Annotated in this window: 15 protein-coding genes and 1 pseudogene; 5 read left to right on the top strand and 11 right to left on the bottom strand. The window is 63.0% G+C overall.

Going from position 1 to position 18,073, the window contains the following annotated elements; genetic code table 11:
• Nucleotides 1-199: 199 nt before the first annotated feature.
• The 6 genes from ACQ7C1_RS10955 to ACQ7C1_RS10930 all read right to left on the bottom strand — a co-directional run bounded on the left by ACQ7C1_RS10955 (nt 200) and on the right by ACQ7C1_RS10930 (nt 6,419).
• Nucleotides 200-1,378, bottom strand: a complete 1,179-nt coding sequence (locus tag ACQ7C1_RS10955; RefSeq protein ID WP_430958273.1) for a GGDEF domain-containing protein — start codon at nt 1,376-1,378, stop codon at nt 200-202.
• Nucleotides 1,379-1,563: 185 nt separating this feature from the next.
• Nucleotides 1,564-2,604, bottom strand: coding sequence for a dihydroorotase (gene pyrC, locus ACQ7C1_RS10950; protein ID WP_430958272.1), 1,041 nt, complete (start codon nt 2,602-2,604; stop codon nt 1,564-1,566).
• A 165-nt stretch (nt 2,605-2,769) separates the two neighbouring features.
• Nucleotides 2,770-3,402: a nucleoside triphosphate hydrolase gene (locus ACQ7C1_RS10945; protein ID WP_430958271.1), complete on the bottom strand. Its 633-nt coding sequence runs from the start codon at nt 3,400-3,402 to the stop codon at nt 2,770-2,772.
• Complete coding sequence (locus ACQ7C1_RS10940) at nt 3,399-4,181, bottom strand: ATP-binding cassette domain-containing protein (RefSeq protein WP_064707825.1); 783 nt, start codon at nt 4,179-4,181, stop codon at nt 3,399-3,401. The genes ACQ7C1_RS10945 and ACQ7C1_RS10940 overlap by 4 nt, the downstream gene beginning before the upstream one ends.
• Before the next feature lie 2 nt (nt 4,182-4,183).
• Entirely contained in the window at nt 4,184-5,248 is a 1,065-nt protein-coding gene (locus tag ACQ7C1_RS10935; protein ID WP_085776788.1) for an ABC transporter permease, read from the bottom strand.
• Between the two features lie 151 nt (nt 5,249-5,399).
• A complete protein-coding gene (locus ACQ7C1_RS10930; RefSeq protein ID WP_184460047.1) occupies nt 5,400-6,419 on the bottom strand; it encodes a sugar ABC transporter substrate-binding protein in 1,020 nt (339 codons plus the stop codon).
• Nucleotides 6,420-6,731: 312 nt separating this feature from the next.
• Here ACQ7C1_RS10930 and ACQ7C1_RS10925 point away from each other — a divergent pair, with 312 nt between their 5' ends.
• Complete coding sequence (locus ACQ7C1_RS10925) at nt 6,732-7,979, top strand: ROK family transcriptional regulator (protein WP_430958270.1); 1,248 nt, start codon at nt 6,732-6,734, stop codon at nt 7,977-7,979.
• Entirely contained in the window at nt 7,963-8,436 is a 474-nt protein-coding gene (locus ACQ7C1_RS10920; protein ID WP_097599558.1) for an RbsD/FucU family protein, read from the top strand. Before ACQ7C1_RS10925 ends, ACQ7C1_RS10920 begins: the two co-directional genes overlap by 17 nt.
• An 18-nt stretch (nt 8,437-8,454) precedes the next feature.
• Here the strand turns inward: ACQ7C1_RS10920 and ACQ7C1_RS10915 are convergent, their stop codons facing one another.
• Nucleotides 8,455-8,937, bottom strand: coding sequence for a RidA family protein (locus ACQ7C1_RS10915; RefSeq protein WP_097599390.1), 483 nt, complete (start codon nt 8,935-8,937; stop codon nt 8,455-8,457).
• A gap of 92 nt (nt 8,938-9,029) precedes the next feature.
• Complete coding sequence (locus tag ACQ7C1_RS10910; RefSeq protein ID WP_430958269.1) at nt 9,030-9,464, bottom strand: cupin domain-containing protein; 435 nt, start codon at nt 9,462-9,464, stop codon at nt 9,030-9,032.
• Between the two features lie 116 nt (nt 9,465-9,580).
• Here ACQ7C1_RS10910 and ACQ7C1_RS10905 point away from each other — a divergent pair, with 116 nt between their 5' ends.
• From ACQ7C1_RS10905 to ACQ7C1_RS10895, 3 genes are all read left to right on the top strand, one after another.
• Nucleotides 9,581-11,113 carry a winged helix-turn-helix domain-containing tetratricopeptide repeat protein gene (locus tag ACQ7C1_RS10905; RefSeq protein ID WP_430958268.1) on the top strand — a complete coding sequence of 511 codons (1,533 nt, stop codon included), beginning with the start codon at nt 9,581-9,583 and terminating at the stop codon, nt 11,111-11,113.
• A gap of 87 nt (nt 11,114-11,200) precedes the next feature.
• Entirely contained in the window at nt 11,201-11,557 is a 357-nt protein-coding gene (locus ACQ7C1_RS10900) for a nuclear transport factor 2 family protein (protein ID WP_430958267.1), read from the top strand.
• A 382-nt stretch (nt 11,558-11,939) separates the two neighbouring features.
• Complete coding sequence (locus ACQ7C1_RS10895; protein WP_430958266.1) at nt 11,940-13,487, top strand: putative bifunctional diguanylate cyclase/phosphodiesterase; 1,548 nt, start codon at nt 11,940-11,942, stop codon at nt 13,485-13,487.
• 191 nt (nt 13,488-13,678) lie between these two features.
• On the opposite strand, the gene ACQ7C1_RS10890 is transcribed toward ACQ7C1_RS10895, so the two are convergent.
• From ACQ7C1_RS10890 to ACQ7C1_RS10880, 3 genes and pseudogenes are all read right to left on the bottom strand, one after another.
• Nucleotides 13,679-14,716, bottom strand: a complete 1,038-nt coding sequence (locus tag ACQ7C1_RS10890; RefSeq protein ID WP_430958265.1) for a 4-hydroxyproline epimerase — start codon at nt 14,714-14,716, stop codon at nt 13,679-13,681.
• Between the two features lie 137 nt (nt 14,717-14,853).
• On the bottom strand, nt 14,854-16,104 hold the full coding sequence (locus ACQ7C1_RS10885; protein ID WP_430958264.1) for an NAD(P)/FAD-dependent oxidoreductase: 1,251 nt from the start codon (nt 16,102-16,104) through the stop codon (nt 14,854-14,856).
• Between the two features lie 81 nt (nt 16,105-16,185).
• Nucleotides 16,186-17,464, bottom strand: a pseudogene (locus ACQ7C1_RS10880) (alpha/beta hydrolase).
• Nucleotides 17,465-18,073: the final 609 nt, after the last annotated feature.

The raw sequence follows: 18,073 nt of genomic DNA, 5'->3' as shown, positions 1-18,073 counted from the left end.
AGCGTTGGAGGATGCCGCGGCTTGGGATGAGGGCCGCGGGAGAGTGTTATGGCTCGGGTTCCGTCTCCAGCTCCCGCCTTGATCCACGTCGTTCCGGCGCCTTGAGCGACAAGCGCAACGTCCAAGAGAGCTCCTGAGGTGCCCCGCAGGGGCCTCGAAGGACGAGGCGGCATGCCGGCGTCTGCCGAGCGGTCGGGAATCAAGACGCGGTGCGCGACACCTCGGCCGGAACTGCAGTAAGATAGCCGGCAAGCTCGACCCTATTGCGGCCGCCGCGCTTGGCGGCGTAGAGCGCCTTGTCGGCGGCGCTCAGCATGGTGTCGAAATCGAGCGGCGTCGACCGGCCGGGCGCAACGCCGACGCTCACTGTGCATCTCAACACCTCACCGTCGATTGGAATCTCTCGCGCCTCGAAGGCCCTGCGGATCCGCTCAGCCGTCAGTTCTGCCCGGCCGGGCATGATCTCCTTCAGCACTATCGCGAATTCCTCACCGCCGAGCCTCGCGGCGGTATCGCCTGGGCGGCAATGGGCGGTCAGTTCCTCGGCGAAGACGGTGATCACTCGGTCGCCGCTCGCATGGCCATAGCGGTCGTTGACCGATTTGAAATGATCGATATCGAAGACGATGACGGCGGCGGTGGTGCCCATCGGGCGCGTGCCATACTGATCGAAGACGGCGCGGCGGTTGAGTAGGCCCGTCAGCGGATCGGTGATCGCCTCGAGACGATGGCGGGCGGCGAGCCGCCATTGATGCAGCGCCAGCGACAGCGCGCCGATCCCGGTCATGCCGGCGATGCAGACGGCGAGGCTCAGATCCTCCGCCCAGTTGCTCGGCGCCTTGCCGAGCACCAGCTTTCCATCGGCGATCAACACGGCGGCGCAGAGAACGAAGGAGATTGCCGTCAGCGTATAGAGTGCCGCAATGCCGAGGAGCGGCGCCGGCGCTTCGGCGCGGGCGAGCCAATATTGCCGAGCGGTGGCAAACAGCAGCAGGGCGATGGCGAGATTGTCGGCGATGAAGGCGAGGCCGTCGTAGCCGGCAACCATCGGGACGATGGAGAAAGCCATCGCCGCCAGCGCCCGGCTGGCGATGGCAAGGATTGACAGGCGGCCTGACAGGAACTGTTTGCCCGCGCCCCAGATGGTGGCAAAGCCGGCATGGAACAGCACGAAACTGCCAATGGCGGAGCCTATATCAGGCCTGCTCACATAGGCGCTGTAGATAAAAATGCCGCTGACAACGAGGACGAGACCGATGGTGGCGGTGAGCAGCACGGTTTCGGTCCGGCGCACAAGCCAACTGCCCATCAGGGTTACGGCCAGGCAGGCCGCGGAGACGCCGAGCGCCAACAGAAGGGAGTTGTAGTCAAGCATCATGCTTCTTCAGTCTCCGCAGCGGTGTCGCGCCGGACGATCGGCAGCTATGGGGTCCGCGAAGAGGAATGCCTTATGCATCCGTTAACAAATGATGCACTGCACAATGAAAATGTTACGCGCCTAACGTCACTGCAGCACTTAAAATGAATATTCTATTTAAAATAGAAAACGCAGCAGGCGAGTCCCTAGATCAACACCTGCCAATGAACGGGAAACATCGGATCGAAAACCGTCACCGGACCGGCGCCGGTTTCTATCTTGGCGGGAAAGATAACCGGCTCTGCCTGCTTGGAAAGCGTGATGCGTTCCTCGTTCGGCGACAGCCCATACCAGGCCGGTCCGTTCAGCGAGGCGAAGGCTTCGAGCCTGTCGAGAGCGCCTTCCTCCTCGAAGACATGCGCAAGGCAGCTCATCGTATTGATCGAGGTGTAGATGCCGGCGCAGCCGCAGGCGCATTCCTTCAGCGGATCGACATGCGGGGCAGAATCGGTGCCGAGGAAGAAGCGTTTGTCGCCGCTTACGGCGGCTGCGCGCAGCGCTAGCCGGTGGTTCTCGCGCTTGGCGACCGGCAGGCAGTAATAATGCGGGCGGATGCCGCCGACCAGGATGGCGTTGCGGTTGATGATCAGGTGGTGGGTGGTGATCGAGCCGGCGAGATTTGATTTGGCCGCCTTGATGTAATCGATGCCGTCTGCGGTCGTCACATGCTCCATCGTCACCTTCAGCTCCGGCAGGCGCCGCCGCAGCGGATCGAGCACGGTGTCGATGAAGACGGCCTCGCGATCGAAAATATCGACGTCGGGCTTCGTCACCTCGCCATGGACGCAGAGCGGCAGACCGATCTCAGCCATGCGCTCGAGCACCGGCATCGCCTTTTCCATGTCACGCACACCGCCATGCGAATTGGTGGTGGCGCCGGCGGGATAAAGCTTGACGGCGGTGATGAGGCCGCTCTTTGCACCCTCCGCCACATCGTCGGGGCTGGTATGTTCTGTGAGATAAAGCGTCATCAGCGGCTGGAAGCGGTGGCCGTCCGGCAGCGCCTTGAGGATGCGCTCGCGATAGGCCTTCGCATCCGCTGACGTGACGACCGGCGGCACCAGATTGGGCATGATGATGGCGCGGGCGAAGGTGCGGCTCGTATCGGCGATCACGCCTTCCAGCATGGCGCCGTCGCGCAGATGCAGGTGCCAGTCGTCGGGACGGCGGATGGTGATCGATTGCATGGCAGGCCTCCGAAGCGATGCGTCTGCCGCCTCGATAGCACTAAAGCGCGGCGGGTCAAACCGGCTTCATGCGACGCCGTCGCCCTTTACGCAAATCTGATCCCGGAGCCGTTCAAGACGTCCGGGCGGCATGCATCATACATCAAATGAACAATCGCGTCGGCGTCACGCCAGCGCAATCTCCAGCGTCACGTCGGCTGGGCGACGGTTTTCGAGGATCAGCCGGCCGTTCGGCAGGTCGTTGCCGTAGACTTTGGCGCTGGCGGCTTCTTCGCTGAGATTGTAACCGCGCCAGCGCGCCCAGAGCCGCTCTTCGAGAACCTCGATCGGCGGCGCCAGCATGATCGAAAAATCGAAGATGCCGTCGAGTTCGGCCCATTTACCCTGTGTGAAGAGCAGATAATTGCCCTCGACGATGATGAAGCGGTCCTCGGGATCGATTGGTCTGGCGGAAGCGATGGCGAGTTCGCGGGAGCGGTCGAAGACCGGCGCCAGAACCTCCTGGTCGGCCCGGCGGACGGCGCGGATGATATCGAGGAAGCCCCTGACATCGAAAGTTTCCGGGATGCCCTTGCGCGACAAGAGGCCGCGTTCGATGAGGATGGCATTGTCCATGTGGAAGCCGTCCATCGGCAGGACTGCGGCGCTTTCGCCTTTGGCTTTCAGCGCCGCCGCCAGATTGTCGGCCATGGTTGACTTGCCCGCTCCTGGCGGCCCGGCGACGGCAATCAGGAAACGTTTGGCATCGCCGGCGCGGGAAAGCACCTCGCCGGCGATGTCGTCGATGCGCAGGCTCATGCCGCAACGGGCTCCGTCGGCACCGCCTTGGCGCCGGTCATGAAGGCGACGGCGTCGGACATGGTGTATTCCTTCGGATTGATCACCGTCAGCCGCCGGCCGAGACGGTGGATATGGATCCGGTCGGCGACCTCGAAGACATGCGGCATGTTATGCGAGATCAGCACGATCGGCAGGCCGCGGGCGCGCACGTCGAGGATGAGTTCCAGCACGCGCCGGCTTTCCTTGACGCCGAGGGCGGCCGTCGGTTCGTCCATGATGATGACCTTCGAGCCGAAGGCTGCGGCGCGGGCGACGGCGACACCCTGGCGCTGGCCGCCGGACAGCGTTTCCACCGCCTGGTTGATGTTCTGGATGGTCATCAGCCCGAGTTCCGACAGCTTGTTGCGCGCCAGCTTTTCCATGGCCGGACGGTCGAGCATGCGGAACAGCGAGCCGAGCGGGCCCTTCTTGCGGATCTCGCGGCCGAGGAACATGTTGTCGGCGATCGATAGCGCCGGCGACAGAGCAAGGTTCTGGTAGACGGTTTCGATGCCGGCTTCGCGCGCCTCCATCGGCGAGCGGAAATGCACCTGCCGGCCTTCGAGCGTGATCACGCCCTCGTCAGGGGTGACCGCGCCTGAAATCGCCTTGATCAGCGACGACTTGCCGGCGCCGTTATCGCCGATGACGGCAAGGATTTCACCCGGATAGAGGTCGAAATCGGCATTGTCGAGCGCGGTCACGCGTCCATAACGCTTTACGAGGCCGCGGGCGGTGAGAATGGGTTCGACAGCCATGGTCATACCGAAACCTTTCTGATCCACTGATCAATGGCGACGGCGGCAATGATCAGCACGCCGGTCAGGAGGACTTTCCATTGCGGATCGGCACCGAGCATGTTGAGGCCCATCGACACGACGCCGACGATCATGGCCCCGAACAGCGTGCCGAGAATGGAACCGCGGCCGCCGAAGAGCGAGATGCCGCCGATCACGGTCGCTGTGATCGCCTGGAGGTTATAGTCGGTCACCGCCGAGGACGGGGAGATTGAGCCGTTGCGGCCGATCGACACCCAGGCGGCGAAGGCGGCGATGACGCCCGACAGCGTATAGACGGTGAGCAGCACCCTCTTCGTCTGGATACCGGAGAGCTTCGCCGCTTCCGGATCGTCGCCGACCGCATAGACATGCCGGCCCCAGGCGGTGTGATTGAGGATGTACCAGAACAGGAGGACGAGCAGCACCATGGCGATGACGCCGAGGGTGAGCACGGCGCTGCCGACCTTGAAGCTCGCGGCGAAAAGATGCAGCAGCGGCGCCTGTTCGTCGACATCGGTGTCGCGGATCGTCTCATTGGCGGAATAGATGAAATTCGTCGCCATGACGATATTCCAGGTGCCGAGCGTGACGATAAAGGGCGGCAGCTTCATGAAGGCGACGAGGAAGCCGTTCAGCAGTCCGCACAGGCCGCCGACCAGCAGGCCTCCGATCACCGCGATCGGCGTCGGGATGCCGTAGGTGATGGCGACATTGCCCATGATGACGGCTGAAATCACCATGATGACGCCGATCGACAGATCGATGCCGGCCGTCAGGATGACCAGCGTCTGGGCGGCGCCGAGAATGCCGACGATGGCGATCTGCTGCAGGATCAGCGTCAATGTGTATGACGAGAAGAAACGCCCGCCGAGCGCTATTCCGAAGATGATGATCGCCAGTACGAGTACGATCAGCGGCACGGCGGCCGGTGTCGAGTGCAGAAAGTGCTGGGCACGCTTGATCAGCGGGACGCCCTGGTGCTCGAAGGAGGCGACGTTCTTGTCGCTGCCGTCGAGGACGCGTTCGAATTCCTGTGCTCCGGTCATGGTTCCTCCTCCGCATCCGCGCGCCGAACCCGCGCGGAGGCCGTCACCCCTGTTGATCCGTTCGTTGCTTAGCCGGTGGGCGACGGCACATCGTCCGTCTAAAACGGCCGGGGATCAAGCCCCGGCCGGTGCGCTTTCAATCAAGCGGGGCTCAGCCCCAGCACTTGTCGGTGCCTTCCTTGGTGTCGATCGACTTGAGGCCGGAAACCGGCTTGTCGGTGACGAGCGAGACGCCGGTATCGAAGAAGGACTTGCCTTCGGTCGGCTTCGGCTTTTCACCTGAGTCGGCGAACTTCTTGATCGCCTCGATACCGAGCGACGCCATCAGCAGCGGATATTGCTGCGAGGTGGCGCCGATGACGCCTTCCTTGACCGACTTGACGCCCGGGCAGCCGCCGTCGACCGAGACGATCAGCACGTTCTTTTCCATGCCGACGGCCTTCAGCGCCTGATAAGCGCCGACAGCGGCCGGCTCATTGATCGTGTGGATGACGTTGATGCTCGGATCCTTCTGCAGAAGGTTTTCCATGGCCTTGCGGCCGCCTTCTTCATTGCCGTTCGTCACGTCATGGCCGACGATGCGCTTGTCGTCTTCGTCGCCGATCTTGTCCGGGTTCTTCGGATCGATGCCGAAGCCCATCATGAAGCCCTGGTCGCGCAGAACGTCGACCGTCGGCTGCGACGGCGTCAGGTCGAGGAAGCCGACCTTGGCGTCCTTGGCCTTGTCGCCGAGGGTTTCCTTGGCCCACTGACCGATCAGTTTGCCGGCGAGCAGGTTGTCGGTGGCGAAGGTGGCGTCGGCGGCATCGGCTGGCTCGAGCGGCGTGTCGAGCGCGATCACCAGCAGGCCGGCGTCGCGGGCCTTCTTGACCGCAGGCACGATGCCCTTGGTATCGGAGGCCGTCAGCAGAATACCCTTTGCGCCGTCGGCGATGCAGCTTTCAATCGCTGCGACCTGGCTTTCGCTGTCACCGTCGATCTTGCCGGCATAGGACTTCAGCGAAACGCCGAGTTCCTTGGCCTTGGCCGTCGCACCTTCCTTCATCTTGACGAAGAAGGGATTGGTGTCGGTCTTGGTGATGAGGCAGGCGGAAACGTCAGCCGCCATTGCCGGAGCAGAAAAAGCAACACCGAGCGCGAGCGCGCCAAAAGCGAGAACTGATTTCTTCATGAACTCCTCCCAGAGTTTGCCGGCGCCGCCCCTGCGGGCCGGAATTTTCAAATGTGACACTTCGCTCAGTCGCTGTCGCTCCAAAGCCGCCCGTGTCCTTGACGATGGCAATTAAGAGCGAAAGAAATCCGCTTGTCAATAAATAAATCCAATTGAATTATTAATTCCATGTGGCATGCTCGATGGAATTAGGGTGTCTGCGCCGCGGGTCTCGGAGGCGCAAGGGACGCCCTACCGCTTTGAGCTGCTGCAGGTTTCTCAAATCGTCTCGATCGGGAAAGTGCAGGAGGCGAACGCTCGGGAGGAGCGGCCATGTCGACTTTGGATGGACCGGAACACACACCGGTCCCGCCGCCGATTCTAAATCCGGCCGGGGGTGCGAACCAGGTCAGGGTGCGCGCCTATAACGAACGGCTCGTGCTGTCGCTGGTGCGCCTCTACGGTGCGTTGTCGAAGGCCGATATCGCGCGCCGCAGCGGGCTTTCGGCCCAGACCGTCTCCGTGATCATGCGGGTCCTGGAAAAGGAAGGGCTGCTGTCGCGCGGAGCGCCGGTGCGCGGCCGGGTCGGCCAGCCATCGATCCCGATGCATCTCAATCCCGACGCCGTCTATTCCTTCGGCCTGAAGATCGGCCGGCGCAGCGCCGATCTGGTGCTGATGGATTTCGTCGGCCGCATCCGGATGCAGCTGCACCGGACCTATGCCTATCCGCTGCCGCATGAAATCCTCGCCTTCGTCACCTCGGGCATCCGCGAGATCGAAGACCAACTCGACGAAAAGCAGCGCGGTCGCGTCGCCGGCCTCGGCATCGCCGCGCCTTTCGAACTCTGGAACTGGGCCGATGAGGTGGGAGCGCCGCCGGGCGCCATGGAGGTCTGGCGGGATGTCGACCTGCAGGCCGATATCGCCGCGCGCGTCTCCCATCCCGTTTTCCTGCAGAACGATGCGACCAGCGCTTGCGGCGCCGAACTCGTCTTCGGCGTCGGCCCCTCCTATCCTGATTTCGTCTATTTCTTCATCGGTTCCTTCATCGGCGGCGGCATCGTCCTGAATTCGTCGATCTTTTCCGGCCGTACCGGCACGGCGGGCGCGATCGGGCCGCTGCCCGTGCGCGACAGGAACGGCGAAACCAAGCAGCTGCTCGAAATCGCCTCGATCTTCGTCTTGGAAAATATGCTGCGCGAGCGCGGTATCGATCCCGAACCGCTGTGGTATTCCGCCGACGACTGGGTGGATTTCGGCGAGCCGATGGAGGCGTGGATCCAGGACAGCGCCAAGGCGCTCGCCCAGGCGATCGTCGCCGCCGCCTCGATCGTCGATTTCAGCGCGGCCGTCATCGACGGCGGCTTTCCCCATTGGGTGCGCAGCCGCATCGTGCAGGCGACGATCGACGAAGCCGCCAAGCTCGACCTGCAGGGCGTTGTCATGCCCGAAATCATCGAGGGCGCGGTCGGCGCGCAGGCACGCGCCATCGGCGGCGCCAGCCTGCCGATCTTTGCGCGCTATCTCACCGACCAAAACGTACTCTTCAAGGAGGTAGACCATGCTGAAGGGACTTGATCCGCTCTTGAGCCCGGAATTGCTCGCAACACTTCGGGCGATGGGCCATGGCGACGAAATCGCCATCGTCGACGGCAATTATCCCGGCGTCGAACATGCGCGCCGGCTGATCCGGCTCGACGGCCACCATCTCATCCCTGTGCTCAATGCCGTGCTCAGCGTGCTGCCGATCGACGATTTCGTGCCGGAAGCGATCTTCCGCTCGACCGTCAAGGCCGAGCGCGACAAGCTCGATCCGGTGCATGAGGAGATGATCGACTGCTGCGCCCGTCACGAACCGCACCGTCAGGTGGTGCCGCTGGTCGGCCAGGATTTCTACGGTCGGGTGCGGGCCGCCCATGCGCTGATCCAGACCAGCGAGCCCAGGCTCTATGCCAACATCATCCTGCGCAAGGGCGTGATCTATCCGAAGGAGGCAGGCGCTCAGCCGGGCGAGGTCGATCCGTTCGTCTACTAAAGGGTCGGTGCGCTTCCGTCACCCGTCGATTTCGACTTCCGCTTCGCAGTTTACCGGCGCATTCAAGGGGATGGCCATGCCGATGGACGAGCGGGCGTGGGCGCCGACGTCAGGCCCGTACAGCTCGAGGATCAGATCGGAATAGCCGTTAGTGACCAGCGGCGTCTCGTTGAAGCCAGGAGCTACGTTGACCATGGCGAAGACGCGAAGCCATGCCGTGACCCGATCGAGGTCCCCGACGGCCCGCTTGAGACTGGCGAGATGGGCGAGCGCAACGAGCCGCGCCGACGCGTAACCCTCCTCCGGCGAAACCTCGGCGCCAACCTTGCCAAGCGGATTTGCCAATGTTCCGTCGCGGTTGCATGCGACGTGGCCCGAGATGTAAGCGCGGGTGCCGCGCAGGCGAACCCAGGTGAAGGGCAAGCGCAGTCCGTCGCGAACCTTCAAAGGCTCGGGCAACTCCAGCCCCATTCCGGCCAGCCGTTGTTCGATAATGGCCATAATGCACCTCCCGGTGTGATTGGAGCATGCCGCGCCAAAGCCTGAGGCGGCTTTGCGCCGGGAACCGCCGGACAGTTCCGAAGCGACATGCATCACGGTACGATCTCGTCGAGCTCCGGCATCAGAACGACGCTTTCATTCGCGGCTGCGTCGTTGCGGGCGCCGAGGAATTCGGCGTCTTCGCTGCAGCGGTTGACGGCGACATGCGGAACGCCGGCCGGAATAAACAGGTAATCGCCGGGGCGGACCGTTTCGCACCGTTCAAGTGCTGCCCCCGACCAGATCTCGATCTCCCGACCTGCGATCATCAAGAGAGCCGTCTCGTGTCCCTCATGGCGATGGGCGCCGGTTCGCCGCCCCGCGGGCAGCGAAATCGTCCCGAGCCACAGCATGGTTGACCCAGCGCTTTCAGCTGAGACGCCGGAGCAATAGACCGATCCCTGCCTGGCGACATGACTGCCGCCGGCGCAGACGACCTTGGCGAGGAATGCTTCAGACTCTTTCGGTTGCGCTGCTTCCTTGATCATCGCTCTCACCACTTCGACCACTGCGATGGAGCCACTCTGCGCGCTCAGCCGCCGCAAGTCCTGAAGCGAAGCCGAAAAATTCCGAAAAGCTGCGAAATCGGCGTATCATTCCCGCCATGAAACCCCCACACCTTGTATTCGGCCGCTTCGAATTCATTGCCGAGAACGGATGCCTGCTCCGCGACAACATGCCTGTCGCCATCGGCGCCCGCGGCGCCAACCTGCTTGGCGTTCTGCTGTCGGCAAAGGGGGGTGTGGTCTCGAAGCCGGAATTGATGGATGCGGTCTGGCCGGGATTGGCCGTCGAGGAAAGCAATCTTTCCGTTCAGATTGCTGCCCTTCGCAAGCTCCTCGGACCTACATTGGACGGAAGCGAATGGATCGTCACGGTTCCACGGGTGGGGTACAGATTTTCGGGTCCGGTGGAGAGGCGGAGCGAGACAGCCGAGAGCGGCTGGCACGCACAAACCGGGTCGATGCCCGCGATCGCCGTCCTGCCGTTCGAAAATCTCGGCGGCGATGTGGAGAGACAGTATCTGGCCGAAGGCATTGCCGACGACCTGATCATGGCGCTCGCCCGGCTCAGATGGTTCCGCGTCGCCTCACGCGGGGCAAGCTTCGCCAGGAGGAATGGTTCCGGGGACCCGAGGTCTGTCGCGCTGGAACTCGGGGTCGATTTTCTGGTGGAGGGAGCCATCCGGCATACCGGCGATCGGATCCGGATATCGGTGCACCTCGCGGACGCCCCGAAGGGCGCCACCGTCTGGTCCGAGCATTACGATCTTCGACTGGCCGAGCTATTTGCCGTGCAGGACGCCATTGCCGAGCGGATCGCAGCAGCGATCGAGCCCGAACTGCTGTTGCGCCACGGGCTTCCGATCGCTCCGCACACCGGCAACATCACTGCCTGGGATCTCGTGCGGCAAGGCATGTTCCAGTTTCACAAGGTGACGCAACCCACCCACCTTCTCGCACGGCGCTTCTTCCGCGAGGCCGCCGAGCTCGATCCCATGCTTCCGGAGGCGCAGATCTGGCGGGCGCGGGTCAATGCCGGCCTCATCGCCTACGGCTGGACGGAAAACCCCGCCGCAGACGGGAAGGAAGGACTGGATGCGGCGCTGCGGGCGATCTATCTCGATGCGCGCAACCCCTATTCGCACTACGGGCTGGCGATCGTCTCGGCCTATACGGGCAGGGCCGAGCAGGCGATCCTGGCGGCGGAACGATCCATCGAACTCGGTTCGAGCTTCGCCCTGGGGCATCTCGTCCTCGGCATGGCTCGGCTTTTTTCGGGCGACGCTGCCGGGGCGCGCAAGCCATTGGCGCACGGCCTCGAGCTCAATCCGCACGATCCGCAGAACGGCGTCTGGTTCAGCCTGCTGATGCTGGCATTGTTCTTTTCCGGCGACGTCGAGGGCGCGCTCGATACCGGACGCCGGGCGCTGAAAGCGCGGCCCGACTGGCCGGCGCTGCTGCGCATCCAGGCATGCTGCCACGCGGCCGCGGGACACCGCCAGCAGGCTCACCGCCTTGCTGCCGCGGCACGCGATCTTCGCGAAGCTGCCGGCGATGCACTTGCTCCGTTCAGAGACAGCAACACGGAATGGACGGCCCGCCTGAACGCGCTGCTGCGGCAGGCAGAGCTTTGAAACTCGTTGACCGCCCGGAGCAATGACCGAAATGGTTCGTCAAAGCGGGGCTCGATCGCAACCCCGCACCTCTGCAAGGAGAAAGCAATGGACGACCATATCAAAATTCTCCAGCACATCTACGAGCGCTTCAACGAACGCGACATAGACGCCGTGCTGGCAGCGCTGGCCGAGGATGTCGTCTGGGCCAACGGCATGGATGGCGGCCAAGTCCATGGGCGCGAGGCGGTGCGGGAATATTGGACGCGTCAGTGGTCGATGATCGATCCCCACGTCCAGCCGGTCGGTTTTCACCGGACAGCGGACGGCGCAATCATTGCCGACGTCCGGCAGTCGGTCCGTGACCTGCAAGGCCAACCGCTCGAAGGAGAGAAGACGATCGGGCACGTGTTCCGGTTTCGGGACGGCAAGGTGGTCCGCTTCGACATTCGGGATGCCGCCTGAATTCGGCGAGCCGGGTCACCTCCTCTTCCCGGCGGCCTTTGAGGGTCGAGATGCAGCACGTCGATCTCGGCGTCGAGCGCACTGAGGTGAATCCAATTTGCGATGAAGATATCCGTTGCGCGCAGCGAAACGCCCAAACCTTCGCCGCGGAAACGCGCCATTAATCTTCGAAGACCACACTGAAATCCGGATTTACGAATGCCCGCAGTCTGGCCAGTGATCGAATTGCCGATGCCTTTGGCTCCACCCTATGAGTCGTGGCAGTCTTCGGCGCCGTCGATGCCGGCATTCGGCGGCAGGTCGTCGATCGGAATAAGGTCGGGGACGATGCGGTCTTCCGAGCTGGCCATGATGGCTCTTCACACACCAGGAGCCTGTTCATATGCCTCGCGTCCGACCCACCAGACCGCAGATGGAGATCCTGGCCTGGCTCTCGTGCTTCCTGCTTCTCTTCTGCTTGTCCTGGCGCTTCCAATGGCATGAGGGGCTGGATGAGTTCATCGAAAAGCATCATGACTTTCCACTGGACCACGCGCTGCTTGCCCTCAATATGTCCGGCTTTCTCGGGCTGATCTACTCGGCGCTGAGAATCCGGGATCTCTCGATAGAGGTTGACCGCAGGCTGCAGGCCGAAAAGAACGTGGACTGGATTGCCTGTCACGACACGCTAACCGAACTACCTAACCGCAGATTTCTGGAATCCGTCTGCGCGCAGTCGATGATCGATCAACGGGCGCAGGAAAGCAATGCCGTGTTCAGCATCGATCTCGACGGCTTCAAGAAGATCAACGACCTCCTCGGGCACGATCACGGCGATGCGGTGTTGAAGGCCGTCGCTCAGCGGCTTTCTTCCCTCTTTCCGCGTGATCACATTTTCCGCCTTGGCGGCGACGAGTTCGTCGTTCTGGCGCGGCGCACCGGAAATGCCGATCTCGTCGCTTTGGGAAACCGCATCGTGAGCGCGATCAGCAAGCCCTTCACATTCAATGGCGTCGCCGTCGATCTTGGCGCCAGTGTCGGCCTCGCGCTCCACCCTGAAAACGGCGACGATCTAAGCCAGGTCATTCGCCATTCGGACTGTGCGATGTATGTGGCGAAAAAGCAGGGGCGCAATCTGGTGAAGTCCTTTGTCCCTTCGATGCAAGAGGAGCTGGCGAAGCGAATCCGGGTGGAAGCGGATCTGCGAGCCGCCATCAAGAATGCTGAGATCGTCCCGTATTACCAACCTCTCGTCGACCTGAAGACGAAGGAGATTATCGGTTTCGAAGCGCTGGCGCGCTGGAAGACGGCATCCGGCGAATTCATCCCGCCGAACGAGTTCATCCCCGTGGCGGAAGAGGCCGGTCTGATCGTCGACCTGACGGACCAACTGCTGCGCCACGCCTGTGGCGATGCGCTTTCCTGGCCAAATCATCTGGTCCTGTCGTTCAACCTGTCTCCGATCCAGCTGAGCGACCGGTTGCTGGGCCTCAGGATTCTGAAGATATTGGGCGATGTCGGTCTGCCCGCGCATAGGATCGAGCTGGAGGTGACGGAGAGCGCCATCATCCAGGATGCCGCCACCGCCCGGATCGTCCTCGACGATCTGGTGAACGCCGGCGTCCGGATTGCTCTCGACGACTTCGGGACGGGCTATTCCAGCCTCTCGCAGCTCTCCAACTACCGGTTCGACAAGATCAAGATCGACCGGAGTTTCGTCGCTTCGTTCGAAACCAACGACAAGCAGGACAAGGTGATCAAGGCCATTATCGCGCTCGGCGCGGGCCTCGGCGTGACGATAACGGCAGAAGGCATCGAAGAGGAAAGCCAACTTCAACGGCTCCAGGATCTCGGCTGCGACATCGGCCAAGGCTACCTGCTTGGCAGGCCGGCACCGGCCGAGAGCCTTGCCGCAGACCAGATCAGCGCCAGGATTGCCCAACGTCGCTGATGGGCGGCAAAGAGGGTTCTCTTCCGGTGGCAAGTTGAGACAAGAAGTTCTCGCTTGCCAACGGCTCCCTCGGGACGTCGGTGATGGAGGGTGGTATGCGGGTCCGCCAGACCCCCTCCGTATCGCTGGTACGGGCTAGACCCTGGCGCAAACCGTCTGGAGCCACCGCACATTCGGCACCGCTCGAACGGTCAAATCTCCCCTGCCGACGGCCCCCAGACGTCCGTCAGGGCGAAGCCGCCGGGATGCGGGTCGAAGGGATCGAGCGCGACCTGGGTGAGGCCGAAGGTGAAGCCGCGGCCGGTGATGGTGGGGATGACCGCCGGGCGGCCGGCGACCTCGGTCACTGCCTGCAGGCCGACCTCGAACTCCGAGCCGATGATCGATTTCGAGGTGAAGACGTCGCCGACCTTGGCCTTGCCTCGGGCGTAAAGGGTGGCGAGATTGGCGGAATTGCCGGTGCCGCAGGGCGAGCGGTCGGCGCGGCCCGGCCACATGGTGGTGCAGGTGCGCACCGTGCCATCGGCCTCGGTGTCGCGGAACATCACATAGGCGACGCCCGAGATTGCCGGAATTTCGGGGTGGACGACCTTGATGTCGCGATTGATCAGCTCTTTCAGGATCATGCCGGCCTGAACGAGGCCGGCCGCATTGGCCTTCTCGATCGTCAGATTGATCTGGCCGACATCGACGAGGGCATAGAAGATGCCGCCATAGCAGAGATCGGCTTTGATCTTTCCCCAATGCGGCGTGTCGATCTCGACGTCGAGCTCATGGACGAAGGAGGGCACCATGGTGAGCCTGACCTTCTCGCAGCGCCCGTCATGGCAGGTCGCCACCGACTTGACGAGGCCGGCGGCGGTCTCCAGCGTCACGATCGTCTCAGGCTCCTTCATCTCGACGATGCCGGATTCGAGAAGCGCCGTCGTCACGCAGATCGAATTCGAACCGGAGCTGGCATGTGCCTGATCGGGCTGCAGGATGATGAAGGCGGCGTCGGCGTCGGGGTGCCTTGCCGGCAGCAGCAGGTTGACCGAGCCGATCGGGGCACCGCGCGGCTCCAGGCAGAGAAAGCGGCGGAGCTCGTCGCCTTTCGGATCGGTGTTCAGCCAGTGCAGCTGCGCAGCGATGGTTTCGCCGGGAATCTTTGGAACGCCGCCGATCGCGACGCGGCCGATCTCGCCCTCGGCATGAACGTCCAGCAGCTGTATCGTGCGCTTCCATCTCATCTCGAAACTCCAGTTCGGGCGTGACGGCTGACGCCGCCGACTCGGTTCCAACTTTTGTTTTAATGCAATTCCCGGCAAAATCGCGTCCCGCTTTGCCTGGGAAAACCGCTTCACACTTTTCCTGGAATTGCTCGCAATCAGTATCGGTCTATGCGGAACGGGGTTATATCGACCGACGGTTTTGCTCGGCTCACCATATCGCCGATCAACCGCGCTGTCGTTGCGGCATATGTCAAGCCGAGATGGCCATGACCGGTCGCATAGAAAACCCCCGGCATTTTCGAGGACGGCGAAATGATGGGGATCGTATCGGGCAAGGCCGGGCGATGGCCCATCCACTCCGTCGCCTCCTCGACCTTCAGACCCGGAAGCGCCCGCTGGGCGTGCCGCACCAGCACGCGCGGACGGCGGAAATCGGGCGCGGCGTCGAGGCCGGCGAGTTCGACATTGCCGCCGACGCGGATGCCGCCGGCCGTCGGGGTCACCATAAAGGCGCGATGAGGCCAGATCACTGAATAGCGCATTGAAATGCCCGGTTTCATGATCTGCGTGTGATAGCCGCGCTCGGTCTCGAGCGGAATCGGTTCGCCGAGTTTTGCGGCGAGGAAACGGGTGTGGACGCCGGCGGCGAGCGCCACGAAAGCGGCCTCGATCCGACGTCCGTCATCGAGGACGACGACGACCGTGCCATCGCCCTTGCGCTCGATGTTGCTCACAGCGCCGGAGGCGAAGGCTGCGCCCGCGGCGATGGCTGCGTCAGTCAGCCTGACGACCAGCCTATAGGGATCGCGGATCGACTTGTTGTCCGGCAGCAGCACGGCCTTGGCGATGACAGGCGAAAGGGCCGGCTCATGATGTTGGATGGCGCCATTGCTCAAGACCTCGAATTCGAGGCCGTAGCGCTGCATCATGGCAAGATGGCCACGGTCTGCGGCAAATTCCGCCTCGGTCTCGTAAATGGCGAGACAGCCCTCCTCCGTCATCAGCTCGGACGCGCCGATCGCCTGCAGCATCTCCCTGAAATCGCCGAGCGCCCGCAGCGACAGGCTCATGCCGGCATCCTCGATTTCCCGGAGCCGCGAAGGCCGGCCGGCCGCGAGGAAGCGCAGGAACCAGGGCAGCATCCGCGCGGCATAGGACGGCCGCAGCCAGACCGGGCCTTCGGGGTCGAGCAGCCAGCGGGGAATCTTCTTCCAGGTCGACGGGCCGGAGCCGGCGGCGAAATCGAGCGCGATGCTCGCCATATTGCCGAAAGAGGTGCCGCGCCCGGGCTCTCCCTTATCGATCAGCGTGACCTGAAATCCACGCCGCTGCAAATCGAAAGCGATCGAGGCGCCGATCACGCCCGCGCCGACGACGACCACCTTCTTCTTCGTTTCATCCGTCATGCAATCAACCCACCCGCACGGCAGACAGTATTGCCGTTCGTTAACCTGATATATCAGATCAGCGGTGCTGCCTACGAATTTTTACCGGCTTTCGGGCAGACCGGCGCCGACGCTGTCGCCGACCGAACCGACGGTATTGTCCATCGACTGGCCGAGCCGCTTCAGCTGCGCATCGTAATTGCGCCGGGTGCGCGGATCGAAGATCGCGATCGGCGTGCTGACGGCGACGCTGACGGCACTTCCGGCGGTCTGGGCAGCCCCCATCGCCACCGCACCGACCGCCTCGCCGAGACCGACATTGGAATCGGTGATCGTCTGGCCGGCGATCAGCCGGTCGCCGATCAGCTTCACCACTTCAGGGCTTTCGGCGAATTTCCCGTGGTTCAGCCTGTCGCCGCCCTTGAGCTTGGTGAGATCGAGCACGGTGATGCCGGCCCGCCTCCAGCTTGCTGCGATAGGGCTCGGCGGAGGGATCGATCTGGCCGAGCCGGTCGACATTGCCGGAGATGCGCCGCGACAGCGCCAGCGCCCGATCATCCCTGGAGACGAAGATGGTGAAATGCGGCTTGTCCTTGCCAAGGCTCATGAACTGACGGCCGAAGACGTCGACATCGAGATCCGGCGAGGCAAGGATAACATTGTTGATCTTCGACGCGACCTTACCGTTGCGGATCGCCATCTGCCGGAGCGCTTCGACGGTCAGCCAGGTGCCCATCGAGTGAGCCATGACGGTGACGTCGCCAACGGCCGGATTGGCGGCGGTACGGGTCAGCAGCTCCTCCAGCGCATCGCGGGAATAGTTGGTGCTTTCCTTGTCGTAATTGTAATCGAAGATGCTGGCGCGCGACGGCCAGGTGAAGACGACGGGGGCGACGTCGGCACGCGAATCGTGGACGATCTGCGCGAAGCGATAGACCGCGTCCTCATAGCGGTTGTTGAAGCCGTGCACGAAGACGAGCACGCGGCGGCTCTTCGGCATATGGCTCTTCAGCCAGCTCTCGCCTGCCCGCTCGCCCTCGAGCGGATCGACGGAAACGGTGACGAAGTCACGGAGCGGATCGGCCGGCAGCCGCTTCGGCCATTGCACCTGGCCGACCTTGCGATTGGCTTCCGGCGGGATCGAGACGTCGACGGCGTTGACGGCAAGCCCGGTGCCGCGTTCGCCGGAGAAAAGCACGGCCGGATTGTCGTCGGCAGCGCGCGTCGTCGCCACCAGGAGATCGACTTTCGACGTGCCCGGCGGCACGGTGCCGGCCGCCTGCATCACCCCGACCGGCCTGCCACCGCAACCGGCGAGCATTATTGTTGCAATCAGAAGCCCTGCCAGAGCCGCACGCGTGCCGCGCCATTTGCCGATCATGACCAAACTCCAACCGGTTCACGCGCCGGACGGACGGCACATGTTCAAATAGTCCGGCGAAGGCTGTCGAGTCAAACCGCACGCGGAAAGCAGGCCCGTGCGAAATGGTATTGGGGAAAAAGAAAAGAGCCTGGCGCGGGAGGAGGTGCGCCAGGCTCTTGATCCTGACCGACAACTGGGAGGAGGAGTGCTGTCGGTCCGATGTAAGAGCGCTTGGGAGGAGGAGTGCGCTGCTTACGAAGATAGTGATACCCCATTCATTTGATCGGGAATAGCGAAATTACCGCAATGCAGCAATGCACTAAGCGCAATGCTTGCCCAGAAAATGACAGGCGGACGCCTCATTTTGCAGCATGTTTGACCGGCTGGTCAAAATTTTGACTAAAGATCGGTCAGCGGCGGCAGCCCCTTCCGGCTGCCGCCACATTCTCCCCGCGGGCAAAGGGAATATGCCGCGACCTCTCCGTCCCTCGCCAACCTCTTGCAGGGCACGTCCCCTCGCCCCGTTTTACGGGGGTCTGCAGGACGGGTCGAGACCAGTGGCTCGCCCAGGTAAGGGTTAGGGTGAGGGGCGGCCATGCGGCGAAACGCAGCCGCCGCCGCAAGCTT

The organism is Rhizobium sp. Nf11,1 (genome assembly GCF_050587665.1).
Classification (GTDB): domain Bacteria; phylum Pseudomonadota; class Alphaproteobacteria; order Rhizobiales; family Rhizobiaceae; genus Rhizobium.
Note: the sequence above shows the minus strand (reverse complement) of the source record. Positions and strands in the feature narration are given on the sequence as shown.